Origin of the sequence: Sphingobacterium suaedae, assembly GCF_042684625.1 — a bacterium.
GTDB classification, from domain to species: Bacteria; Bacteroidota; Bacteroidia; order Sphingobacteriales; family Sphingobacteriaceae; genus Sphingobacterium; species Sphingobacterium suaedae.
The window spans coordinates 506,103-529,605 of record NZ_JBHULR010000001.1 but is presented as its reverse complement, the minus strand read 5'-3'; the positions used below and the strand labels follow the sequence as shown (position 1 = coordinate 529,605).

The following is a 23,503-nucleotide window of genomic DNA, read 5'->3' as shown; positions in this document are numbered from 1 at the left end:
CCATACACACACGGGTGAAGCCCCTTTCGGTAACTTCACCCGTGTACGTCCACTGCGGCCCATGCCGCATACAAAAGGGATTACCCCCTTTAACGTTCGACCAGTTCCTTAACCGATTCTCCGTAATAGTCTGTGGCTATTGTTTTTGTGGTGTAGAGCTGGTACCATTTCCGAAAGGCACCGATAAACACCATACACATTAAGACCATGGCAACAATTGCGAGCGAAGATAACAGATATTGCCCTTGAGGCAGGTAAATATCCTTCACTTGCAAGTATCCCGCCCAAAAGGTAATGACCGCCATAAATATCCCGGGAATGGCGGCGCATAACGCATATTTGCCTCGATTCATACGGATAAGCATGGTCGTGCACACGATGAGTCCGCAAGCGGCAAGCAGCTGGTTACTAATACCAAACAGTGGCCAAATACTACTGACGTTGCCCGTATACACCAAGTATCCCCACGAAAACGTAAATAAAAAACTACTGAGGAGAATACCCGGCACCCAATTTTTATTGCGAAACGCAGGAATCACATTGCCCAACATTTCTTGCAAAAAGAAGCGTCCGACGCGTGTCCCCGCGTCGATTGCCGTTAGGATAAATACAGCCTCAAACATAATGGCAAAATTGTACCAATAAGCCATTACATCGTCCATGAACGGTATCTTATCGAAAATATGGGCCATACCTACGGCCAATGATACGGCACCTCCCGTGCGCCCATGAAGGTCGATACCAATACGTTCGACGAAATGCGGTAAATCGACGGCATGTAAATGCGGATGAGCCGCCAGGAATGAATCGTATGCGGCCACCGGTGTGTTGATCGCAAAGTAATCGCCGGGCATCAACGTACAGGCAGCGATAAGGGCCATCAATGCGACAAAGCCTTCGACCAACATCGCTCCGTATCCGACAAAGAGAATCTCTTTTTCATTGGCTAACATTTTCGGAGTGGTTCCGGTGGCGATGATCGCATGGAAACCTGAAATCGCACCGCAGGCGATGACAATAAAGATGAACGGCAGAACTGGGCCGCCGATCACTGGCCCTCCGCCCTGTATAAAGTTTGTCAATGCAGGCATTTGGAGGGTTGGATGTACAAAAAAAATACCAACCGCCAGCATGAGGATTGTTCCTATTTTCAGGTAGGTCGATAAATAATCGCGAGGAACCAGTAATAACCAAATCGGTAAGACCGATGCCACAAATCCGTATGCCGCAATGGCAATCGAGATGGTGTTGATGTTCCAGTGAAATAGATTACGTATAGCTTCCTGTTGCATGAGGTCATGTCCACCTAATATACCAGCGATCAACAGGACTCCGCCTAAGATACTCGCGAAGGTGATGCTATTTTTTCGATACCGCATAATAAGCCCCATGATGATGGCGATCGGCATGGTAATGATCACCGTAAAAAGTGACCAAGAAGCCTCGTGCATCGCACTGATACAGGCTAGCGAGAGCCCGGCCAGTGTGAGGATAAGAATAAAGAGCACGGCAATACCGGTGATCGTGCCGATCGTTTTTCCGATCTCCTTACGGGCAATCGATGCCAGGCTTTCTCCTTTATGCCGGACGGACGCGAAGAGCACCACCATATCGTGTACGCCACCGCCCAGGACACATCCGATTAAGATCCATAAGGCACCCGGCAGATAGCCAAATTGCGCGGCAAGCACCGGTCCGACCAAAGGGCCGGCAGCGGCGATCGCTGCAAAATGGTGTCCAAACAAAACATTTTTGTTGGTTTTCACATAATCATGTCCGTCGGCAAATTCGACCGCGGGCGTTTCGTTGCGCGCATTCAGTCGCAGTACTTTATTCGCCATAAAGATACCATATACCCGGTAGGCTATAGCAAATAACAGCAAGGCAACGAACACGAGGGTTAGTGCATTCACACCATTCAAATAGTCCATATTTTTAGTTAGCTTAAAACAAATATACACAATACGTGGAGAAACCGGATATGGATTTTCCTTCGCCGGCAAACCTTACGATCAATGCTTCTGGTCGTCTACCGGCACCAATAGAATAGCGTTGGCTGCAACGGTTCCTTTTGCTTCTGCCTGGTTTATTTCCACATAGGGTTTTGTTTTGCCCTCTGCCAACGTGAACTCGCCAACCGGTACCCAGGTGCTACTGGTTTGTCCCTTTATTTCAACGTTGGCAAGATCCAGGTACACCTGTTTTTTTTCTTTTCCGTTGAATACGTGGACGGTATACCCATCTGCGCTGTCTTTCGTTTTCGGAAAATAACTATACAGCATATACCGTCCGGCGCCTGTGGTGGACGGTAAATGAAAAACAGCCTTGGCTGCCGTGCCGTCTCCAGCAGTTTCCATATAAGACATTCCATAACCTTTGCCTGTCCCTTTCGTCCAAGTACCGTCCAGGCTAACCTGATCTTTTTGCGAAACGTGGATCAGGATATCGGCCGGACGATTATCCGCCTTCGGGTTCTGAGCGAGGGTAGCTCGGATATCGTCTGCATGGATATCTTGTACAGCGACTTGCTTGTCTACGGCGAGACAGGCAGCTACCGCGCCGGACTGCCCTAGCACCATAAACACCGGCTCCATTCGAATCGATCCAAAAGCTATATGGCTCGCAGACAGACAGACCGGGACGATCAGATTGGAGACTTCCTCGCGCTTCGGAACAATCGCGCGGTAGGAAATCGGGAACGGCGGAAAACCGCCTACTTCCACATTGCCTTCGTTCTTAACCATACCGTTCACCACAACACGGTCACAGTTGTGGGAGTCCATCGTATACGCCGCATACCCCACTTCGTCGGTCACCACTTCCCGTCCTTGGCAATGGTGCTGGGTCATGACCAGCTCGCCCACTAAGCGTCGCGCCTCTCGTATGTAGAGTTGGGGCGACCAATGGTTGTTATCCGTATACTCATCTTTGGGATATCCCCATTCCAACATCTGTTCGCGGATAAAGGCGGGAACAGCCGGGTCGTGTCCTACAAAATACAGCAGCCCTTTCGTATACTCTTCATGCGCTTTGATGATCTCTTTCCGCCGCTCGTGATTGGCTTCGGGATAGTCCCAGTTCATGCCAATCATGTCGGTTGAAAAACCATTGCGGTTGTTGATATCGGTTTTTCCATTAGGCATCAGACTCCATATGAACACATCATTCAAACCTTTCCAGGGCTGCACTTCTTTCTGCCGTTTCAATAATTCATACCGTGTTGGGTCATAATTGTCGGGTTCGGTAATCGGCACACGGTTTTCGGGAACGTTGGTTAACGTGATCCGGTAGTTGTAGGCCTGCACTTTCGCATCGCCTGTACCTTGGGGTTCCACCTGTCCCGCCCGGATTCCCCATAGCAATCCACTGTTTGGATTGCCCTTTTCCACGTATGGGTCAATGCCATCTGGAAATTGGTGACCATCTAACAGTTGCACACCATTTATGGTCTCTCCATACACGCTATTTGCTTCCCGCCCCACATGGTAAGAAGCTCCTGCCGCTGCCAGCAGATCACCTTCGTACGTGCAGTCCAAAAAGACCGTCGCCTCGACGCTCGTGATCGTTCCAGCATCATTCGTAAAATTGGCCCGTCGGATCGTCGGTCCTTCTTTTTCAACATCGATCAGCCGATTTTTCAGTAACGACATCGCATCACAAGTTTTCATATAACCTAGAAACACCTGCTCGGCCACCTTAGGTTCGAAGATCCACTGCTCAAAGGAGTTGTAATGCTTACCGATTTTACGGTAGAAATCCAATGCTACGCCCCGGACGACAAATTTATTACCAATATCGGTCATCCCAAGTCCGCCGGAACTCAACCCACCTAGCCTCGCTCCTGGATCCACTAATAAGACCGACTTGCCTGCTTTAGAAGCAGTGTAGGCAGCAACCACGCCTGCCGAGGTCGCTCCATAGATACAGATGTCTACGTGGGTTGTCTTTTGCGCAAAAACTAAACTGTTGAGGCAAAAAAATGTATAACATAGAAAGAGATACGTTTTCATATGATGTTGGTTAAACGGTTTAATATCCTGGATTCTGTTCTAAACTGGTATTTGTAACGACTTCGATATTGGGCAACGGCCATACATAATCCCGGTTTGCGTTAAACTTACGGGTCTCGATGACCCGCATACTGGAACGGTTGGCGACTTGGCTGTAGTCGACCTTTCCGTTTTCATCAAGTATGGGGGCATTACTGAGCAATCCACGGGGAACCCGTCCGTACAACGTGGAATTCATAAAGACGTCGGCAAGTTTCCACCGCCGGAGGTCAACTAGTCGAAAGCCTTCGTTTGCCAATTCATATAACCGCTCTTTTCGTATGAGCGTGCGGAGTTGCGCTTGGCTCTTGCCTACGGTGATAGGCGGCATCTCTACTGTAGGGCGCTGACGAACCAGGTTGATTGCTTCGTAGACGCTGTTGTCGATCTTGCCTGCTTCGACCATGGCCTCCGCATAGATCAAGAGCACCTCGGCATACCGCACCTGAATGATATTGAGTTCCGATTGTGTCGTATATTCCCGGTCTTGGAAGTCGACGTATTTTTTCCAACAGTAGCCGGAAAACGACGCATAGGCATTGATTGCATCCTGATTGTCGACCCGGCTCGGCACCGAGGTACCATAGCTGTAGTTCCAACATTTTAGGCTGTCTTTATGGGTTTCGAATTGATAGCCAAAGAAAACAGTGCCGGGCAAGGCTACGGTGTAGCCTAATCGGGGATCTCGATTCGCAAAAGGTTGCTTTGGATCATATTTTGGTGATTTGTCGATTTCCAGTCCATCGGTACAAGTAAACGCATCAACAAGGGATTGCGACGGTATTTTATTGGACGTTCCTTGCGCGTTTCGGGACAAGAAGGCACGTGTGGCGCTGTGCGTTCTGGTATTCTGCAGACGCAGATATTGAAAGGCAAAGATGATTTCTTTTGAGTTTTCTCCCGCATACGTGAACAACGCACCATAATCCGGATGTAGCGTATAGACGTCCAGATCGATGACGGCTTTAGCTGAGGCAATGGCTTCCTCCCAGTTTGCATTGTTCAAGGCGGCACGCGCACGGATACTCAAAGCGGCTCCTTTGGTAGCCCTCCCTTGATCTGCGCTTCCATACGACACGGGGAGGTCGTTCGCCGCTTCCTGCAGCTCCGTCAAGACAAAGGACAATACGTCTGCTTTGGAGGAGCGAGGTACATGTGCTTCACGCAATCCCAATCGGGTGGTCACGAGTGGCACGCCGCCGAAATAATCAATCAGGTATTGGTACACATAGGCACGCACGAAACGCGTCTCCGCGCGATACCGCGTCAGCAACGAGGGGTCTACTTTTCCTTCTAGTTTTTGAATATTGTCCAGAATAAAGTTGCATTTTCCAATTACTTTGTACGAATTGGCCCAAATATTTTTTACGTAGTCGTTGTTGCTATCATGATCGCCACGGCCAAGTGATTGCAAAGGCGATGTGTTACGGTCCCAACCGATATCGGTCGCATCGTCCAACGTCAGATTAAGTGGCATTTCGTCGGTGGGATGAAATACCAGCGCACTGTAAATTCCATTGACGGCCAGTGTGAGTTCTGCTTCATTGGTGAAGTAGTTATCGTCTGATGGCCCAGATAGTGGGCTTTTGTCTAAGTAACCATCACAGGACGATGCTACACCGATAAGGATCATGAAGCATGCGAATATGTGGAGTTGAAATGTTTTCATGTTGATCGTTTTTAAAAAGTAATATCCAGACCGAACGTGTACACCTTGACCTGCGGATAAAAATTGCCCGTGCCGACGGGTGCCTCGACGTCATATCCTTCCCAGAAGCTGTCCATACTGAATAGATTGGAACCATTGGCGAACAATCTCAACCGCTGTATACGTATCTTCTCTGTCAAGCTTTTTGGAAGCTCATATCCAATTTGCAGGTTTTTCAAGCGCAGATACGATGCATCTTTCATCCAAAACTGGGAGGCCTGTTGGTTGTTGTTTTTACCGAACGCCAAGCGTGGATAGGCGGCGTCCGTGTTGTCTGGCGTCCATCGGTCTTTATTGTCTTCGCGTATAGTCCCCCCGATAGCCCCTGTCGTTGTAAAGGGCTGTATACCCGCTCCATACAAGTATCCATCAGCTTTACCTACCCCTTGTATCACAAAACTGAGATCAAAATTTTTGTAAAAAAAGCCTGCGTTTAATCCGTAGGTGAAACGCGGAACCGTACTTCCAATAATGATCTTGTCCGCTTCCGTGATGGCCTGATCACCGTTTTGGTCTTTGTATTTCAGATCACCTGGCGCTAATTCTCCAAACTGCGTGGCGTGGTTTTCGATCTCATCGACCGATTGAAAGTATCCTTCGGTTTCATACCCGAAAAGAGAATTAATAGCGTAGCCTTCGCGATTGACGGTCAATCCAGTTTGGTTGATACCGCGCATGTCCAGTACCTTATTGCGAACATCAGAAACGTTCAACTGGATATTGTACCGGAGTGCGCGTTCGAAATCACTCCTGTATCCAATTGCTAATTCCCATCCTTTGTTTTCCACGACACCTGCATTTTGATAAGGAGCATTCAGTCCCATAATTAAGGGGATGTCCAGCTTCAACAAAATATCACTGGTTTTACGGTGGTAGTAATCGGCTGTGACCGTGACATTTTGGAACAGTGTTAGATCAAGACCGAAATTCTTTTCGGCAGTAGATTCCCAAGTGATATCTGGATTCGATAGATCATTTAAGGCTGCTGTACTAACAATCTGATTGCCCAACGTATACGAGCCCAAGTTAACGGCGGATACGGCTGGGTAAGTGCCTATTAATTGGTTGCCTAACCTCCCCCAGGATACCCGTAGTTTTCCCTCGGTTAACCAGCTTTTCGCATCGTTCAAAAAATCCTCTTCCGAAAAACGCCATCCGGCGGATGCCGAAGGGAAAAACCCGTAGCGGTTTCCTTTGAGGAACCGGGAAGACCCGTCATATCGTGCATTGAGCTCTAGTAGATAGCGATCCTTGTAGCTGTAATTGATTCGGGAGAAGAACGACTGCAACGCCCATTCCGATGCAGAACCCGTTGCTGCTTGGTTGAGCGCCGATCCGACGTCGAGCACTTGATATTCAGGAAGCACAAATGTATCCCGAAACCCTTGTATGTTTTCTATTTTGTAATCCTCTCGCGAGGCACCAATCAACCAGGAAAAAGCATGATTTTCGAAAGATTTGGCGGCCGTCAATGTGGCCCGCATGTTATTGTACATCTCCTGCGCATTGTATTGCGTCAAGGCAGATCGTACGGGTACGGCAAAACTTGGCGTTCCGTCGGGATTATACGATTGAACCACTTCTCGAAAGTTTTTATTGACCTGGGTGGCGTACTTCGGTGCATAATTTACCTCAGCCGTCAGCCATTCAACAGGTTTATAGATAACCGATGCATTGATACTGCCAAACGGAGATTTATTGGTGGCCACCCCCCCGTCCTGCGCAGCCGACACGGGATTATTCCCATTCCAGCCAAGCCCCCAGCTGCCGTCGGAATTGCGGAACGACTGGTTTGCCGGAATACTGTTCATCCACTGGAACAAATTTTCAATACCAGCAGACGGGGAAGTAATGATTGGATTGACGTATTGCAGGTCTATTTTTGCTGATAATTTACTGGAAAACTGCACGTCCATATTATTACGTATGGTGTATCGTTTGAAACCACTGTTTAATGTCAAGCCTTTTTGATCAAAATAACCAAAGGAGGCCAACATCCGAACTTTATTGGTCCCGCCATTGACGGTTAAGAAGTGACTCTGCTGAAAGCCGTTTCCCAATAACGCTTCTTTCTGCCAGTCCGTGTTTGGATAGGCGTCGGAACTGCCCTGACCTTGCTGTCGATAAGCTTCTAAGATCTCTTCGCCGTACAAGGGACTAGCGTCAACGTTGGTATACGCTTCATTGGTCAGGAGCATGTGATCAAGGGCATTGACCAGTTTGGGCATATTGGTGGGGTTCTGCCAACCGAAATAGTTGTTGTACGACAGCGTAATGCGATCGCCCGAACCCCTTTTTGTGGTCACGAGAATCACCCCGTTTGCCGCCCGCGATCCGTAAATAGACGCCGATGCGGCATCCTTCAAAATAGAAACCGACTCAATGAGGTTTGGATCAATGTTATTGATAGATCCCTCGATCCCATCGATCATCACGAGAGGCCCCGGATTGCCCATTGTCCCGATGCCACGCACCCGAATTTCACCTCCGTCGCTCCCCGGTTTTCCCGAACGCTGGGTTATCGTAACGCCCGGAGCCATGCCTTGCAGGGCGGCAGACGTTTGTCCGGTCGGACGCGTGGCGATGTCTTTACCCGATACCGCGGAGACGGCGCCGGTTAGGTTTGTCTTTTTTTGCACGCCGTATCCGACAACAACTACCTCATCAAGATCACTCATGGCAGTTTTCAGCGTTACGCGTACTGCCGCCGTGCCGTCAAAAATCTGTTCAACCGTTTCGTAACCTATCCGCGAAAATTGCAACGTCGGTTGAGCAGCAGTGGTCTGCAACTGGAACCTCCCGCCCTCACCAGACGACGTGCCATTCGATGTACCTTTTTCTAAAATCGATACACCGGGCAAAGGCACACCGGTTTCGTCCGTGACCGTCCCTCTCACGGAGCGCTGCAGCGAGCGATCGACAGGTTGCACAGCGGACTGGTCGTTTTGCCGTTTGCTTTCTGCCTGCGCTTTACGTTTCGTGATTAAAATCGTTTTATCGTCGATCGTGTAGCGTAACGGCAGACCTTTCAACAGGACATCTAAGAACTGATTTAATGTTGCATTTGTCACATCCACGTGCACTGGCTGCAACTTTCGGAGTTCGGTATAGTCGTATAATACCACATAATCGCTCTGCTTTTCAATCCATTTAAAGGCGTCCTCCAGTTTAATGGATTTGTTCTTTAGGGTGATCGTTTGGGAAAACGTTTCCGCTCGAAGTTGAAAACAACTGATCAGCAGCAGGAGATAACAGACTTTAAAAAACATAAGTAGTTTCCGAATAGCGGGTATATACATACCCCTGAACTGGAGAACGCAAGCGCTCTCCAATCCTAGATTTTTTTTCATAATATTGTAGTAAGTAAGGTTTATGATTCTGTGATGTCACAATTACCGTCATGAACAACGCTTTCGGGGAAGTGTCGCAACCACTCCCCTTTTTTTGTTCCTGATCAATCATCTAGGGTGGGTGGTATAGGATTATCATTTGCATTCAGTTTATAATTAGGGGTTAGCGAATAGTACGGATGACCAGCTTTCGATCGGTGGTCACCTCTCCTTTTATGTTAAAATTCTGTTCGAGGAACGTGAGTAATGACGATAATTTCACGCCACGGCTCATTTTTCCGCCGAGCTGTATCGCCGGAATTTCATTGGCATATATAACTTGAAGATCATACCAGCGCCCGACGATACGCATGCCCTCTTCCAAGCTCACGCCATGCAGATCCATGACCCCGTCCGTCCACGAGATAATAGATTCCGCATCCACCTCCCTGGCCCGCAGTTCGCCCCGTTGCCGATCGAAAACCGTTTGCTGGTTTGGCTTAAGCGTCAACTGATCCGTAGGCGTTTCGACTTTCAATGAACCACTTCGCAACGTGGTCTGCAGACGTTTCTCCTCGGGATACGCATTAATATTAAAGGCAGTTCCAAGCACTGTAACCTTTTGATGGCCTGCTTCGACGATAAACGGAAGCTGTTTGTTACGGACAACCTCAAAATACGCCTCCCCTTCCAGACGAATGTGCCGGTCACGAGTGCCAAAATCAGCACTATAATCCAGCACGCTCCCCGCATTCATCCACACCTTCGTGCCATCAGCCAATACGAGCTGGTACTGTCCGCCGTACGGCGTAGAAATACGAACATGTTGAGGTTTGCTAACCGACAGTGGTGTCCCATCGGTATAAAATAGACTGTCCGCAGATAAAATAAGCCCTTCCTTGCTTCCGTCGAGGCTATACTCCCGGCCATCGATGCGGATCGTTGCTTTTGTTGTGCCGGGTTTCACCTGATCTACCGCGGTTAAGAACTGCTGATCGTTTCGTTGGGTTTCCTTCCAGAAATAGGCGACGGTGAAAAACAACGCACACGTTGCCGCAATACCCACAAGCGCCCGTTTGATCCCTATCGTATGTCTTTTGTTATCCTTTTGCGCCGTTTCGACCTGCCGCATAATCCGTTCATGCAAAAAAGCGACACGTTCTTGAATATACTCGGAACGCGCTTCTTCCAACGGTCTGTCCAAAATAGCTTGTATGGCTTGATGCAGTTGTTCGTCGGAGAGCTCGTCCATGGCGTGAAAGAGTTTTTCCACGTCGGTTCGATCGATATCTCCCTGAATATAGGCTGTTAGCAACGTATAGAATTGCGACTTGTTTTCCACTTCGTTTATATTTGGCTGAAATGCTTCCACCACATTTCGCTATACTATACGAACGGAATCCTAAAACACACTATTCAAAATTTTATTTTTTTTAGCCGGTGGCCATGAATAGGAATAAGAAGCCGATGAGGTAGTCGTGGGAATAGTGTCTCACGATATAATTTTTAACGTCTTTCATAGCGCTAACCAACTGATTACTTACTGTAGACACCGACAAACCGAGCAAGTCGGCCACCTCCTTGTAACTTTTCTCCTCCAGCTTGCATAACACCAAAATTTGTTTTCGTTTTGGAGGCAGGTGCTGAATGGCTTCCTCGATGATCGCCATCTTCTCCTTGTTTAAGAGGTTTTCCTCCGCGTGAAAATAATAGCTGATCGACGCAGCCCACAACTCCAACTGTAGCGTCTTGTCCCTACTCGCTTTCCGGAACAGGTCAATAGCTAAATGATCCGTCATCCGGTATACAAATGTCTTAAATCCTTTTTCGGGTTCGATGCTGGAACGTTTATTCCATATTTTCAAAAATACATCTTGCAGGATTTCTTCTACGTTTTCCGGATTTTTGACCAGCCGCAATAGTCGGCTGTACAGTACCGGCGCATAGGCTTCATACAATATACCAAATGCCTGTACATTGCCTTCGCAAACTTGTTTCAGCAGGGTTTGTTCATCTATATGTGTATGTCCATTCATAACCGGTATTCCGAAGGTACAAATCTTCCAGAGCAATTATTGATTTTAGCTCACTTTTTTATAGGCCAGCTCTTCGTTGTCCCCAACGTACTCTTCGCGTGGCCTACCGAAAAAATAAGAGGAATTAACATCTTGTTAGCGTTAGGATAACACTAAAATAGTAGCATTGTATTATGGTACCCTTTCTAACCTTCATTGTTGTTCAACTGATTATCAGCATCATCGCTATTTGGAAAATAATTCACAGCGATTCCTACAGTAGAATTTTGTTCGTCATTCTTGTTGGAGGCTGTGTTGGCTTACTTTCGAAGCTTTTTTTTTATTTGACTGGCGAGGAGCAAGCGTTAATTTATAGCCTTTCTTCTACGGTATGTATTGTGCCGTTTGCATCGTTGTACATCTACCGTGTCGTCACGGGTCGGCAAGACACATACAAACACGTCTTGCTCACGTTCACGCCACTTGTCTTGTCTTCCGGTATATGCCTGTTTTATGTTTTTGCGAACCCTGAAGAAAGCTTGAGTAATACGGCGTATCAACATGTGGCACATCATTTCCGGAATATTATCCTTTTCGGATGTATAGGCTTCGATCTGTATCTCTTACTTACCCACCGCAGCGAATGGAAGTCTATCCGCCAGCGAACGGACGGACAACTGGCCCTAGCATTCCTTTGTCACAAGTTTTTTTTAGCGATCTTATTTATTTTGCTCTGGTTTTCCGTCGATCTCGGCAATCTGGTTGTGTATCCCGGTTTGTCATCCACAAGCATCGTGCTGGGACTTATCCTCTACTTCAAGGTCTATAAAAGTCATATGCTTCAGCCCGCAGCGGCGCATACCGATCCCACCAATATCCTGCACGATCGGGTAAGCAGCAAATATCAAAAGAATGCGATCGATATCATTTACTTGGAAGGCAAACGTACGGCACTTGAAGAATTAATGCACAGGGAGCACGTTTTTCTTGACGCGGATATTTCTTCCTCCGACCTTGCCGCAAAATTGAACATGTCCAATCATGACCTATCCCTGGTTTTCAGTCAACTGATGGATACGAATTTTTATCAATATATCAACGGGCTCCGTATTGATTATTTTATTAAGCATATTGACTTCGTGATGGAAGACAAGAAAACCATTCTAGCTTTAGCGTACGAATCGGGCTTTCAATCCAAGTCAACATTTAACAAGTACTTCAAGCAGACCACGGGGATATCGCCAACGGATTACGTAAAAAAGGCAGAGATGGCGCTATCGTAGGAAAGCTTAACAATTTCTTAAAACCAATTAAAAAACTGAAAATCAACACTTTAAATCAAACACAAGGGTGTAGACGTCTTTCCTAATTAGTTCGGTCGATACCTTTCCTGCGATTTTTTCTCTTTGCTGAAAGTTTTTGAAGCATTAGAAATATGAAAACAAATTATGCATGCAGCATGCTGCTTTTCTTCTTTAGTTGCTGTTTATATGCACAAGAAAAAGCAGGAATCACGGGTGTTCTAAAAGATCCAAATGGAAATCTCCCCGGCGCGACCATCCGCACGGCCGATGGACAGGTGACAACCTCTGGCCTGGACGGCTCATTCAGTTTAACCGGACTCCCTGAAGGAGAGCAACTCCTTACTTTCTCGTATATCGGATACGTTCCCGTCACCAAAACAATTGCCGTATCTGGCGCGAAAGTAGTGGATATGGGTGTTATCCAATTCGGCGAAACCGGTGGTACAACGATCGAACAAGTGGTTGTACGTGGCGGTATGGCTAACACCCAGGCAAAGGCATTAAATATACAGAAAACGAGTCCGGCCATCATGAACGTTATCGCCTCCGATGCCATTGGAAAACTGCCCGACCGCAACGCCGCAGAAGCGGTGCAGCGTGTGCAAGGAGTTTCCATTGAACGTGACCACGGTGAAGGGCGTTATGCCAGCGTACGTGGGACGCCGATGCAATGGAATTCCACCCTAATCAATGGAAACCGCATGCCCACATCCGAAGGCACCTCCGATAATACGTCTGGTACCCGTTCGTCGCCTTTGGATATCTTTCCGTCGGAAATGATCGAGTTCGTACAGGTTGCCAAAGCGATCACGCCCGATATGGAAGGAGACGCTATTGGAGGATCTATTAATTTCATCACACGCACCGCTCCTTCTTCAAGCGTGGCAAAAATATCCGTCGGTGGAGGTTATAATGGACAAGCGCAAAAAGGTACATATAGCGGTTCGCTGCTTTATGGCGATCGCCTCTTTAACCATAAATTTGGATTTATTGTCGGTGCCTCGTATTGGAAACGGAACTGGGGGACCGACAATACGGAGACCCGTTACGATTTCGACGATTTCAGTATACAGGATTTTGAATTGCGGGACTACAAGGGCATCCGAACCACTTATGGTATACATGTCGGAATGGAGTATATGTTTTCACCCAGCCATAAAGTTTTTTTTCGAGGTGTAAAAACGGATTTTCAGGATCGGGAAACCGCGTTGGAGCATACGTTCCAATACCAAGCAGAAAAATTTGTACAACGCCGCAGAGAAGGAATTACGGGCGTGGGTTTATTTGGCGGAGAACTGGGAGGAAACCATCGATTTGCTGAAGACCGTTTTCTCGTAAACTGGAAATTATCTTCGTATGAAACAGAAATGAAAAACAGGGGTGTCCGTTACAACGGCGGATCGGGAACAACATCGTACAATATGGCGACATTTCAAACAGATGCTTCCTTTACGAATATTGCGTCGAATGGCCGAGCCTATTTAGCGCTCGATGCTCCTGCCGGATACGAAGCCACGACATTCGAGAAGTTCCTGCCTATTTTTGCGTCGCCCGTATCAGCAGCAGACATGCGGCTGAATCAACTTATTGCCATACAGACTCCAAGTTTTGAGCAGGATCGAGTAGCTGAGTTAGATGGCAAGTACCATGTAAACGCGAAGCTGACCGTGAAACTGGGTGCAAAGTATAAAAATAAAAGTCTACGCCGCGGCGGTCCTATGGACATTTACATCAACACACAGCAACCCACCACGCTGAGTAGTCTGGGTACAGAGCCGTATAATTTTAATGGCGGATATATGCAAGAAACAGGCGTAGACTATAGTTCGGTATTATTCGACGGAATCTCCCTAAAGCAATTGGATGGACTCTTTGCGCCCGACGCGCTGGCTAAAGGCAACTATTACCACCTAAGTCGTAACGAACAGGATCCAGAGTCCGCTGCTTCCTTTTATTCAGGAACCGAAAATGTATCTGCCGGATTCGCCATGGCCGAATGGAAAGCAACCGACTACCTGGATATCATTGGAGGCATGCGTTACGAACATACAGACTTGACCTATGATGGCTACGAGGTAACTGAGCGCGACGAAACGGCAACGATTCGAGAGATCACCAATAGCAGTAGTTTCGACGCATTTCTTCCCATGCTGCACCTGAAATACAAGCCATCGGAAAATATGAACATACGCACGGCATATACACGTACATTCGCCCGAGCCAATTTCAGCGATCTGAATCCAACAGAACGTATCAATCCGCTCAGCACGATTCCGTCCATCAGTCGGGGCAACATCCATCTAAAACCGACGTCTGCCCATAATGTGGACCTGATGGGGGAATACTTCTTTTCGGATATCGGTGTTGCAAGTGCCGGTGTATTCTACAAAAAACTGGATAATGTCATTTATGCTGCCCAATCCTTCCAGCAGATCGACGGTGTCCTGCATCGTTTGACACAGCCGGAAAACTCGGAAAATGGTCAAATCGTTGGTTTTGAAGTTGGCCTGTCGAAGAGGCTCTCCTTCTTACCTGATTTTTGGCGTGGATTCGGGATCGATGCAAACTATACCTTTACGTCTTCAAAAATGGATGTCCCCCTATACACGATAGACGAAAATGGGAACGCCGTCAAGACGATCACCACAGAAGCATTGCCCAATCAGTCGAAGCATTTGTTCAACACCGCGTTATTTTATGAAAATGAAAAATTCATGGCCCGGATCGCTGGGAACTATAAGGGTGCGGCACTGGCTCTTGTACAGGGCAATCCGGAGAACTACCGATGGTATGGCGCGAACTTTACAGTTGATTTCTCTGCAAACTATCGCATCAACAAGAAAATTTCGACATTCATCGAACTCAACAATCTGACCAATGCGCCACTACGTTATTACCATGGCGACAACCGCCGATTAGAACAGCTGGAATATTATTCCCTCCGCGGAATGATTGGCATCAATTATCAACTTTTTTAATTCATATAGCAACATGAAACATCAAATGGCTACCCTAGCTTGTCTTGCCCTGGTAACGTCTGGCGCTTTTGCACAGTTACCCGCTAAAGTAAACACCTTACCGGAAACATACCGCGCAGAGCGTTCGCAAGACGGCAGCTATCAGCTGAAATTGCCGAACCGCCCGCACCAAATTTTTATTGGAAAAACCCCAACATCGATTGATTATGGAAACCCGTTAAAAGCAACAGGCGATACCGTCATACAGGGGCAAGCAGAAGCTCGTCTGTATTTCGCGATCGTGACGGATCGGGATACCAGTATCGTATCGGAACGGAAGCTGCCACTCTCAGGAACGGCTAACTTTCGTGACTTAGGTGGCATCCGAACGACGACAGGCAGGCATGTTGCGTGGGGGAATTTTTTTCGCGCAGATGATCTCTCTGCGCTCCGCGAACAGGATTTTCCTTATCTGGAAAACACGGGAATCCGTTATGTCTATGATCTACGCAGTTCAGAAGAGGTATCGAAGAAGAAAGATCACCTGCCGTCGAACATGCACTGGGTCCATAGCCCCATATTTGACGAAAATAGCGCGCTGCAAACGCAAGCCGTTATGCAGCAATTTGCCGATGGCACGATGACCGAAGAAGGTGCCCGGAACTTACTGACCGAGGCCAACCGGGATTTTGCGACAAAAAATGTGGGTAAGTTTCGATCCGTGGTTCAACAGATCCTGGAAAATAGCCAGCCTAGCCTGTTCCACTGTACAGCGGGAAAAGACCGCACAGGCTTTACGTCAGCATTGATTTTGTCCATTTTAGGGGTCGACCGGGAGACCGTCATTCAGGAATACCTCATGACCAACTACTACACGCATGAAAAGTTGACACGAAGTATGGATCAGATGATTGCCGGCATGGGCGGCAAGATTCAGCCATCCGTTATGGTACAACTGATGCGTGTAGATCGACGTTATCTGGAAGCCGCCTTTTCCGCGATAGATGAACAATACGGTACGATGGATCATTTCATCCGCGACGGACTGGAGATTTCCGACGAAAAACGGCAACAATACATAAAGAAATACACCTATTAACAGCCTGTGTGCGCGTGGTCTCCGGATAGGCGGCTTCGACAATCGTCTTATTAAGCCGTGACGGCAAAGCTTGACTATCCGGCGCATGACGTATGCCTGAGCGCGTTGCCTACTTGTTAAAAGTTGTTAAACCACACCCAAACAGGCAATAATTACGCGCAGAAGCGTTATAATAGTAATTCATAATTAGGTTAATAATTGGTTAGTAGAAAGACACCTGAGGTTCCCCGCCCCAGGTGTTTTTATTTGACAGCTCTTGTCCTCTTCTTTTACCGAAATATGCTTCCCAGCTGGCAATCCATGAAATCGGTCAACATATGGAACAGCAGCCCCAAACTAATTAGATGCCATGCTGTACCCCGTTTTGCCAGCAAAAATACGATAGCGTAAAGACCTATGGCTATATACGAATGAAGGATGTGAAACCCAATACTGCACCGATCCGGATCGAAAACCGGATTTGCTGCCAGGTGATCCAAATCCACCAACATGGTCATTAAAAAAATAGTCCATGCTCTTTTCCAGTACGGCCTGAAAAAAAAATAGGCGATAGCCCCTGGTGCTAAAAAATGCAACCCATAATGTATGCCTGTTTGTACGAGTTTAAGCTGTTCCATCAACTGACCAAAAGATTTCCGAAAAATAGCAGAACCAGCGCATTCATAAAAGAGTAAATTGCATTTTCTACATCTTTTGCTATCCCGACAGCGCTAAACCGTCCAAAAAGTAAAAATCCCGTGTCTCACGACAGGGGATTTTTGTACACATTTGTAGAGAGATTTTTTTAATTGCTTTTCTAAGGACAATCTTGAGATCATAATGTTTAAAAAAAAATGATATTCGCGCGCATGATTGTCTTCTAAGGGATTATCCAAAAGGGAGGAGCAGGTATCGCCCACTCCCCCTAACTAATTAAAAAACCCGGAAATCGAATCTTTTAATAAGGGGACGATTTTTAACCTAAAAAGTTTTTACATTCTTCACCTACTCATTCGGACGGAGATCCATAAACCACGTACGTTAAAAAAAGTTAATCCGCGGCGGTGCTGTAGAAATGGTCTTGTCTTTGCTTAACAACTTATAAATTCATAATTTCATAGGTTAATAATTTGGTTAGTACATAGTCCTGAAAGCCCCTCTTTCAGGACTATTTTTTGGTGTCCATGTTCATTGGAGGTAACCGCTGCGTTCCTTTTCCTAAAAGGAATTACGTAATTAACCCTTCGGAGATAGGCGCTTTGCCGTTAAGCCTTATCTGTTTTCTGCGCTCATGATTTGATTTCATAATATAAAGCATTAGGATGGATGCGCTGTCAGTCGAGGCTAGCGATGCCACAACAACGATCGCATCTTGTTTAAGTACCCCTGTGTATGTCCTGCAGAAGGCCACGAGAGAACACAAGGCATCCTTAGCCCTTCCATACGGGATGTCTTTTAGGCATGACCGAGCGTATGCGACGTCATTGGATTTCCATTTTGTACCGTTGATATGCCTCCTTCGTATACCGTAATATATGATACTCGCTTACGTCTTCTAGCTCGTCCCATGTGGGGCGGTATCGAATCATAAAGTACTGCAGGCTATCACCAGATAGGCCCGTAACCCGATGAATATCGCTAGGGTTAAAAAATTGATCGATCAATTTATCTGCCTCCGGATTAACGCGGTTTTCGGCAGGAATATCCTTTTTCTTAAACAATTTCGCTAGGTGTAATACATTGATCGTGAAGAGTCTTGCCGTGCTCCCCGAAGCCAGTTGCCTGTTCCAATGCGAGCCCGTATACGCACGCGGAACAAAGGTGGACAGTTGTTTCTCCCGCCTTTTTTGAGCTTCCAGTTTCCGCGCGCGTACATGGCGCCAACTCGTGGTATCAACCGGTCTTCTCCTGATCGCAGTAACTTCGACTTCTTGCAGTACGATGGTTGCCGGCGTGACGTCGATGAAAAAAGATTGTTGAGGGGTTTTCATGACCCATTGCTGTGGCTGATACCCTTTAGCAATGATATGCAAGGTATCACCCATTTCCATTTCCGATACGACAAATCGTCCGAGCGAGTCCGTAAATAGCACCGTCGAATTTCGCCACACAGCAGCTTTGTGTATAGGCTGTCCATCGTGCGTATCCCGGACAACACCCACCTGCTGTCCACGCGCTACACTCGTGAGCACGATTAGAAAAAGAATAAAAACACTGCGCATAGGTCTTTTAATTTCTAATCAATGTAGCTACTTAATCCATTATTAACCAAAAGTTTAACAAGGATTAACATCTTTCTGACGCCGTCCATTCTTGGCCGCCGTACTTACCGACCGATTGTCTGTATTCACCGATTATTTCCGTACACTAATCTAATTCCTGTTCTCGGGCTACCGCTTTGGTTATACTTTTGTTTTATCGAAGAAGAGGTCGGAATGTGTATCGGGTATCGATAAGTAAGGAATGACTATCAAACATCCATCGTTAAAAACATAAAAAATACGACCATGAAAAACGTAATTAACAGTATTGCACTAGCCGTCATGATGCTCTTGTCATTTAGTGCATCGGCCACAGAACCCTTGAATCCATTGAAGGATGTCACCTCGACAAAGATCCTGACCACGTATCTGGAGGCAACAACCTTGGGAAGCGTCGATTTAAATAAGTTTCTATTTTCGGAAGACTTCGAATATCGGAATTCAGCCAATGGGGATCGATTTAACAAAAAGGAATACACGGCGTTTTTAAAAGCACACAAAGGGGTAAAATATGACTGTAAGACATCCTACGAGATCTTAGACCAGACAGGACAAGCATGTATGGCGAAAGCGACCATGAACTTTGGCCATTTTACGCGAATCGATTACATTACATTGAGTCAAACAGAAGACGGGTGGAAAGTCAGCAAAGTCGTCACCACGTATCCCAAATAAGGCACATCCCATAAAGAAATTGTTTAATGTTTAGTTTAGCCGGCCCGCAGCAATGCGGGCTTTTTTTCTGCACATTAAACCGCCACCTACCGGTCGCGGGCGTTTACGGGCCACTCTTGTGTTTTTTGGCGATTGCTAATCATTAGCATTTTATTATACTGCGCTACGGTCGGACAAATATGTGTGGGAATAACATACAGCACATCGCCAATACGGAATCGGTCTCCTTCGTTGTGGGATAAAACGAGGTGCTCCTCACTTTGGCTAACGGGGGTCAATCCAGCGGCGTTTAAGAAGGCACATCGCTGTTCCAAGGGGTTTTCAGATGCTATCGCTTTGTGGCCCAGATCGACACAAATGCGGTTTTGGGCAGGAATAGATACGACGCGTGTCATCAGCACGGCTGCCACGGCAAAGTGTTGGTCGGGAAAGGATACCGAATACCCATGGTCCCAAAGGACAAATGTTCCCGGACTACATTCGACATCTTCATAACCTGCGTAAATCGGAAAACTCGGCGAGCCGCCGATGATAACAACTGGTTTTTCAAACCCCTCTTCCTGCAGCGTGGACCGTAAGATCGCGATCGGCTCAAAATTCCGGTCGCAATGCGCTTTCCGCGTTTCCAATTTTTCTTCCTTGACATGGCCATCATACGCGTGGAAGCCTTTCACACGTAGCTGTGGCATTTGCGCACAATACCGATAAAGTGCCAATGCGGAAGAATCCGGAGGTATGCCCGTTCGGTTCATCCCAATATTTAGATCGATATACACGTCGAGCAATACCGCTTCGCATTCGGCGGCCCTAGAAAGGGCCAGTGCGCTTTCTTGATCATCAACAATCGCCGAGAACTGAGTGTCCGGATACGTGCGCACTAACGTCAGAAAACGCGTGAGCTTCGGGCCACATAATGGATAAGCAAACAACACGTCTGGAGCTCCGCATGCCGCCAGCATAGCCGCTTCTGAAATCGTGGCACACTTAAATTTCCGAATACCAGCTTCCATTTGCAGCCGGGTGATGTCGCTGCTTTTATGCGTTTTTACATGGGGGCGTAACCGTTCGACATCGCCGACCATTCGTATCGCCAATAACACATTTGCGCGGATACGATCCGGGTAAACCAAAAGGGCCGGCGAGTCTATTTCTGCTGTGGACGCGATTTCATACCAATCATGCTCTGCGACAGCTGGAGTTTTAAGCATAGTTCATCCTCGTTAAATCCATTGCATTTTCGACTAATATCCTCATTTTATTCCAAAATAGGCACCTGAAATGGAAAATGTGCCCGTCTCTTCTTGCATTTCCTTGAACTTATTGACCCACATTTTGTTAGCAATAGGAGGCATATGCTGTAAACCAAGCGACTTTATGAAACAATTTTGGAAATGGGTAGGTATCGCCGTGGCCGGTATGATCGTGGTGCTAGGGGTGGGCAGCTGGTATCTGTCCGCGAATTACAAACCCCTTATTAAGGAAAAACTTGCGGCACGGATCGCCTCGTCTACGGATAGCCTATACCGGCTACACTACGACGATCTCACGATCAATCTATTATCGGGGACTGTCGTCATCAAGAATGCCGAGCTCGTTTCCGACAGCCTACGCTATCAGGCAATGGTAAAGGCTAAAACGGCACCGGAACAACGCGTGAACATACAGTTGCACGAACTGACCATTGAAAACATCAACTTGTGGCGATTGATCGTACACAACGATCTCCGGATACGCCGTTTAGCGGTCGATACCCTTGCTTTAGGACTCCTCAACGAGCCGCACTCCTTTGCTCCTGTGGATACCCCATCTGCTTCGCTCGCTCGCCGTCTACAAGGAACATTAAAAGCCCTTTCGATCGCGAAGATAGAGGTAAATCAACTGCATGTTCATCTTTCCAAAATCGAGAATGGGCGCACACAAACCGTACGGGCTAAAAACAGCTGCTTTCAAGCCCGGGACTTCCTCGTGACGGAACAAGCTGAACGAGATACCAATCGCTTTTTCTACACGCGGGGGATTGAGCTCACGATTCCAAATTTTTCGTACCAGATCCCCGAAAGTGTGTACCAGATCAACTTCGAGAAGCTTCACGTTGATACCGAAAGCAAACAGGCGCTCTTTTCAAAGATCAAGCTCCATTCCCGTATTTCTGAAGAGGCCTACTTTAGGCAGGATACCGAAAATAAGGCGCTCATTTCTCTCGCTTGGGATACCCTCCATCTAAAACATATCGATTTTCATGCGCTTTCCAAAGAAGGGCGTTTGCACGTTGCCCACGTCGATCTGAAACATGGGCATGCATCGTTTAAAAAAGACAAACGTTATCAAAAAGACAATGTATCAAAAATTGGCCAAGCCCCCCATCAACACATTATGAAGTTGAAGCCACGGATACGGTTCGATCGTATTTTTGTTTCCGATGTAGCGGTTATATATCGGCAGATGAGTAAAAAGCACCAAGCCGAGGGGGCGATTTCGTTTCAAGATGCGACAGGAACCATCACCAACCTAACCAATGATACGGCTCAGTTGAAAAAAGATCGCTACATGCGGGCTGATCTACGGGCAGCTATCATGGGAACAGGTCCACTACATGCCCGGTTTGGGTTTGATATGTTGAGTACGGCTGGACATCACACCTACAGTGGGTCGTTAGGAAAAATGCAGGCGCCCGCCTTTAACAGCATACTTAGACCATTGCTCAATTTTGAGATTGCGTCGGGCAATATACGGTCTATTCGTTTCGACATGCAAGGCACGGATTACAAAAACTGGGGAGAACTCCGGTTCGACTACGATCACCTCAAGATTAGCGTGTTCCGCGCACCCGCCAAACGATCTAACCGATCGAAAAAAGGCATCTTGTCTTTCCTCGTCAATCAGATGCTGGTTCATGACAGCAATCCTGACGCTAATGAACACTATCATATCGGTCGTGTACAGCATACCCGTGTGCCGGAATACTCCCATTTTAAAACCATTTGGAAGAGCCTTTTCGAAGGAATTGTTGCCTGTGCAGGCATTAATCCCAAGTATGTGCCGGAGGGCGAGTAACAACCACACAGGGCGGTATTTTGCAACGTTTTGTGTTAAAGTTTTGTGTTAAAGTTTTGTTAAACACGAAAAGGAATCAAACGAAAGGATTCAACATACGTTATATTTGTGATTCATAATTTAGGTTAATAATTGGTTAGTTAGTAAAAACTCCTGTAGCTCCCCGCTTCAGGAGTTTTTTTCAGTCGCTACTTGATGATTAACTTAAAAAAACCGAGCCGTTCGTCGTCTGTATTGCCAAAATAGGTATTCCTGAAATACAATTCCTTTTCTGATTTCCAAAAAATAGCGGTCAATGTACACCATGTAAAGGGTTTGTCTTCCACGTGAATCGGTAGGGATGTATAGTAGACAAAGCGGTCGCCAACCCGTCGTTGTAAAAAATAAGACGAGCATTCTTGCCCCGGAAACCAACCTGTTAACCGAAAAGGCAGCCCCTGTTTTTGCACCACGTAATCCGGGTTGCCGACTTGCCCGACATCCGTATTTCCGCTTTTTAAATCAATGGCCAGGTCGGAAGTATGGCCTCCTTCCAGTAATAAGATGTCTTCGTCTGGAAAATACTTCGAAAAAGAAGCATCGTATAAAGCTGTCGGAGACACTGGCTTTGTCAGTTTTTCTCCCGGCACCTGTATGGACGCGATCATTTCTCCCGCCAACAGCGAATCCACCTGATCGGTTCCGGCATTCCATCCGCCAAAAACCACGCGTCCGGCCAACATGTCTTTCACTTGCGCGATATCGGTTAGGTATGGTATGGTATCCCGTTTACTGTTCTCCCGGTCTTGTTCCGCAAAAAATGACAGCGAATCGATTTGATAAATAGAGATCGTATCATTCGCATACACCAATGTTTCGTGTGGTCGGTTCCGGACATGGAGCGAATCCGGAGGGGCCGTAACCTGTTGGCTTTCGCCCGTTGGGGTATGACAACCGACCGCTGACACGAGTGCCAACAGCGATAGGTATCTCCCGGTTTTTATATACTTCATAAGGGCACAATAAGGATGTCCATTGGACGATTTTCGTGTAAAGATACGAAACAGTCGGTAAACGCAACAAAAACGAACGGT

General features: G+C 47.1%; 15 protein-coding genes. 5 read left to right on the top strand and 10 right to left on the bottom strand.

Translation table 11 applies throughout. The features are described 5' to 3' along the window. Window positions 1-89: 89 nt before the first annotated feature. The 6 genes from ACFSR5_RS02265 to ACFSR5_RS02240 all read right to left on the bottom strand — a co-directional run bounded on the left by ACFSR5_RS02265 (window position 90) and on the right by ACFSR5_RS02240 (window position 11,122). Complete coding sequence (locus ACFSR5_RS02265; protein ID WP_380900280.1) at window positions 90-1,931, bottom strand: carbon starvation CstA family protein; 1,842 nt, start codon at window positions 1,929-1,931, stop codon at window positions 90-92. An 81-nt stretch (window positions 1,932-2,012) separates the two neighbouring features. Then, window positions 2,013-4,010 carry an FAD-dependent oxidoreductase gene (locus ACFSR5_RS02260; protein ID WP_380900278.1) on the bottom strand — a complete coding sequence of 666 codons (1,998 nt, stop codon included), beginning with the start codon at window positions 4,008-4,010 and terminating at the stop codon, window positions 2,013-2,015. Window positions 4,011-4,029: 19 nt separating this feature from the next. After that, window positions 4,030-5,718, bottom strand: a complete 1,689-nt coding sequence (locus ACFSR5_RS02255; RefSeq protein WP_380900276.1) for a RagB/SusD family nutrient uptake outer membrane protein — start codon at window positions 5,716-5,718, stop codon at window positions 4,030-4,032. 11 nt (window positions 5,719-5,729) lie between these two features. Further along, window positions 5,730-9,107, bottom strand: a complete 3,378-nt coding sequence (locus ACFSR5_RS02250) for a TonB-dependent receptor (protein WP_380900274.1) — start codon at window positions 9,105-9,107, stop codon at window positions 5,730-5,732. A gap of 163 nt (window positions 9,108-9,270) precedes the next feature. Next, window positions 9,271-10,458 carry a FecR family protein gene (locus tag ACFSR5_RS02245; protein WP_380900272.1) on the bottom strand — a complete coding sequence of 396 codons (1,188 nt, stop codon included), beginning with the start codon at window positions 10,456-10,458 and terminating at the stop codon, window positions 9,271-9,273. A 61-nt stretch (window positions 10,459-10,519) separates the two neighbouring features. Beyond that, window positions 10,520-11,122 (bottom strand): RNA polymerase sigma factor, encoded by a 603-nt coding sequence (locus ACFSR5_RS02240; protein ID WP_380900270.1) that lies wholly within the window; start codon window positions 11,120-11,122, stop codon window positions 10,520-10,522. A gap of 173 nt (window positions 11,123-11,295) precedes the next feature. On the opposite strand from ACFSR5_RS02240, the gene ACFSR5_RS02235 reads away from it, so the two are divergent. From ACFSR5_RS02235 to ACFSR5_RS02225, 3 genes are all read left to right on the top strand, one after another. Beyond that, window positions 11,296-12,384: a helix-turn-helix domain-containing protein gene (locus ACFSR5_RS02235; RefSeq protein ID WP_380900268.1), complete on the top strand. Its 1,089-nt coding sequence runs from the start codon at window positions 11,296-11,298 to the stop codon at window positions 12,382-12,384. A 152-nt stretch (window positions 12,385-12,536) separates the two neighbouring features. After that, on the top strand, window positions 12,537-15,383 hold the full coding sequence (locus tag ACFSR5_RS02230) for a TonB-dependent receptor (protein ID WP_380900266.1): 2,847 nt from the start codon (window positions 12,537-12,539) through the stop codon (window positions 15,381-15,383). A gap of 13 nt (window positions 15,384-15,396) precedes the next feature. Continuing rightward, window positions 15,397-16,461: a tyrosine-protein phosphatase gene (locus ACFSR5_RS02225; protein ID WP_380900264.1), complete on the top strand. Its 1,065-nt coding sequence runs from the start codon at window positions 15,397-15,399 to the stop codon at window positions 16,459-16,461. Between the two features lie 269 nt (window positions 16,462-16,730). Here the strand turns inward: ACFSR5_RS02225 and ACFSR5_RS02220 are convergent, their stop codons facing one another. Both ACFSR5_RS02220 and ACFSR5_RS02215 read right to left on the bottom strand, forming a co-directional pair. After that, window positions 16,731-17,078 carry a DUF6122 family protein gene (locus tag ACFSR5_RS02220; protein ID WP_380900262.1) on the bottom strand — a complete coding sequence of 116 codons (348 nt, stop codon included), beginning with the start codon at window positions 17,076-17,078 and terminating at the stop codon, window positions 16,731-16,733. 843 nt (window positions 17,079-17,921) lie between these two features. After that, window positions 17,922-18,662: a hypothetical protein gene (locus ACFSR5_RS02215; protein ID WP_380900260.1), complete on the bottom strand. Its 741-nt coding sequence runs from the start codon at window positions 18,660-18,662 to the stop codon at window positions 17,922-17,924. A 285-nt stretch (window positions 18,663-18,947) separates the two neighbouring features. Here ACFSR5_RS02215 and ACFSR5_RS02210 point away from each other — a divergent pair, with 285 nt between their 5' ends. Further along, window positions 18,948-19,376, top strand: coding sequence for a nuclear transport factor 2 family protein (locus ACFSR5_RS02210; protein ID WP_380900258.1), 429 nt, complete (start codon window positions 18,948-18,950; stop codon window positions 19,374-19,376). A gap of 86 nt (window positions 19,377-19,462) precedes the next feature. On the opposite strand, the gene ACFSR5_RS02205 is transcribed toward ACFSR5_RS02210, so the two are convergent. Next, the gene (locus tag ACFSR5_RS02205) at window positions 19,463-20,584 is read right to left on the bottom strand and encodes a D-TA family PLP-dependent enzyme (protein ID WP_380900256.1); all 1,122 of its coding nucleotides are present in this window, start codon (window positions 20,582-20,584) and stop codon (window positions 19,463-19,465) included. A 166-nt stretch (window positions 20,585-20,750) separates the two neighbouring features. Between ACFSR5_RS02205 and ACFSR5_RS02200 the strand changes: the two genes are divergently transcribed. Continuing rightward, complete coding sequence (locus tag ACFSR5_RS02200; RefSeq protein WP_380900254.1) at window positions 20,751-22,430, top strand: hypothetical protein; 1,680 nt, start codon at window positions 20,751-20,753, stop codon at window positions 22,428-22,430. A 188-nt stretch (window positions 22,431-22,618) separates the two neighbouring features. Here ACFSR5_RS02200 and ACFSR5_RS02195 read toward each other — a convergent pair whose 3' ends face one another. Next, window positions 22,619-23,422: a hypothetical protein gene (locus ACFSR5_RS02195; protein WP_380900252.1), complete on the bottom strand. Its 804-nt coding sequence runs from the start codon at window positions 23,420-23,422 to the stop codon at window positions 22,619-22,621. Window positions 23,423-23,503: the final 81 nt, after the last annotated feature.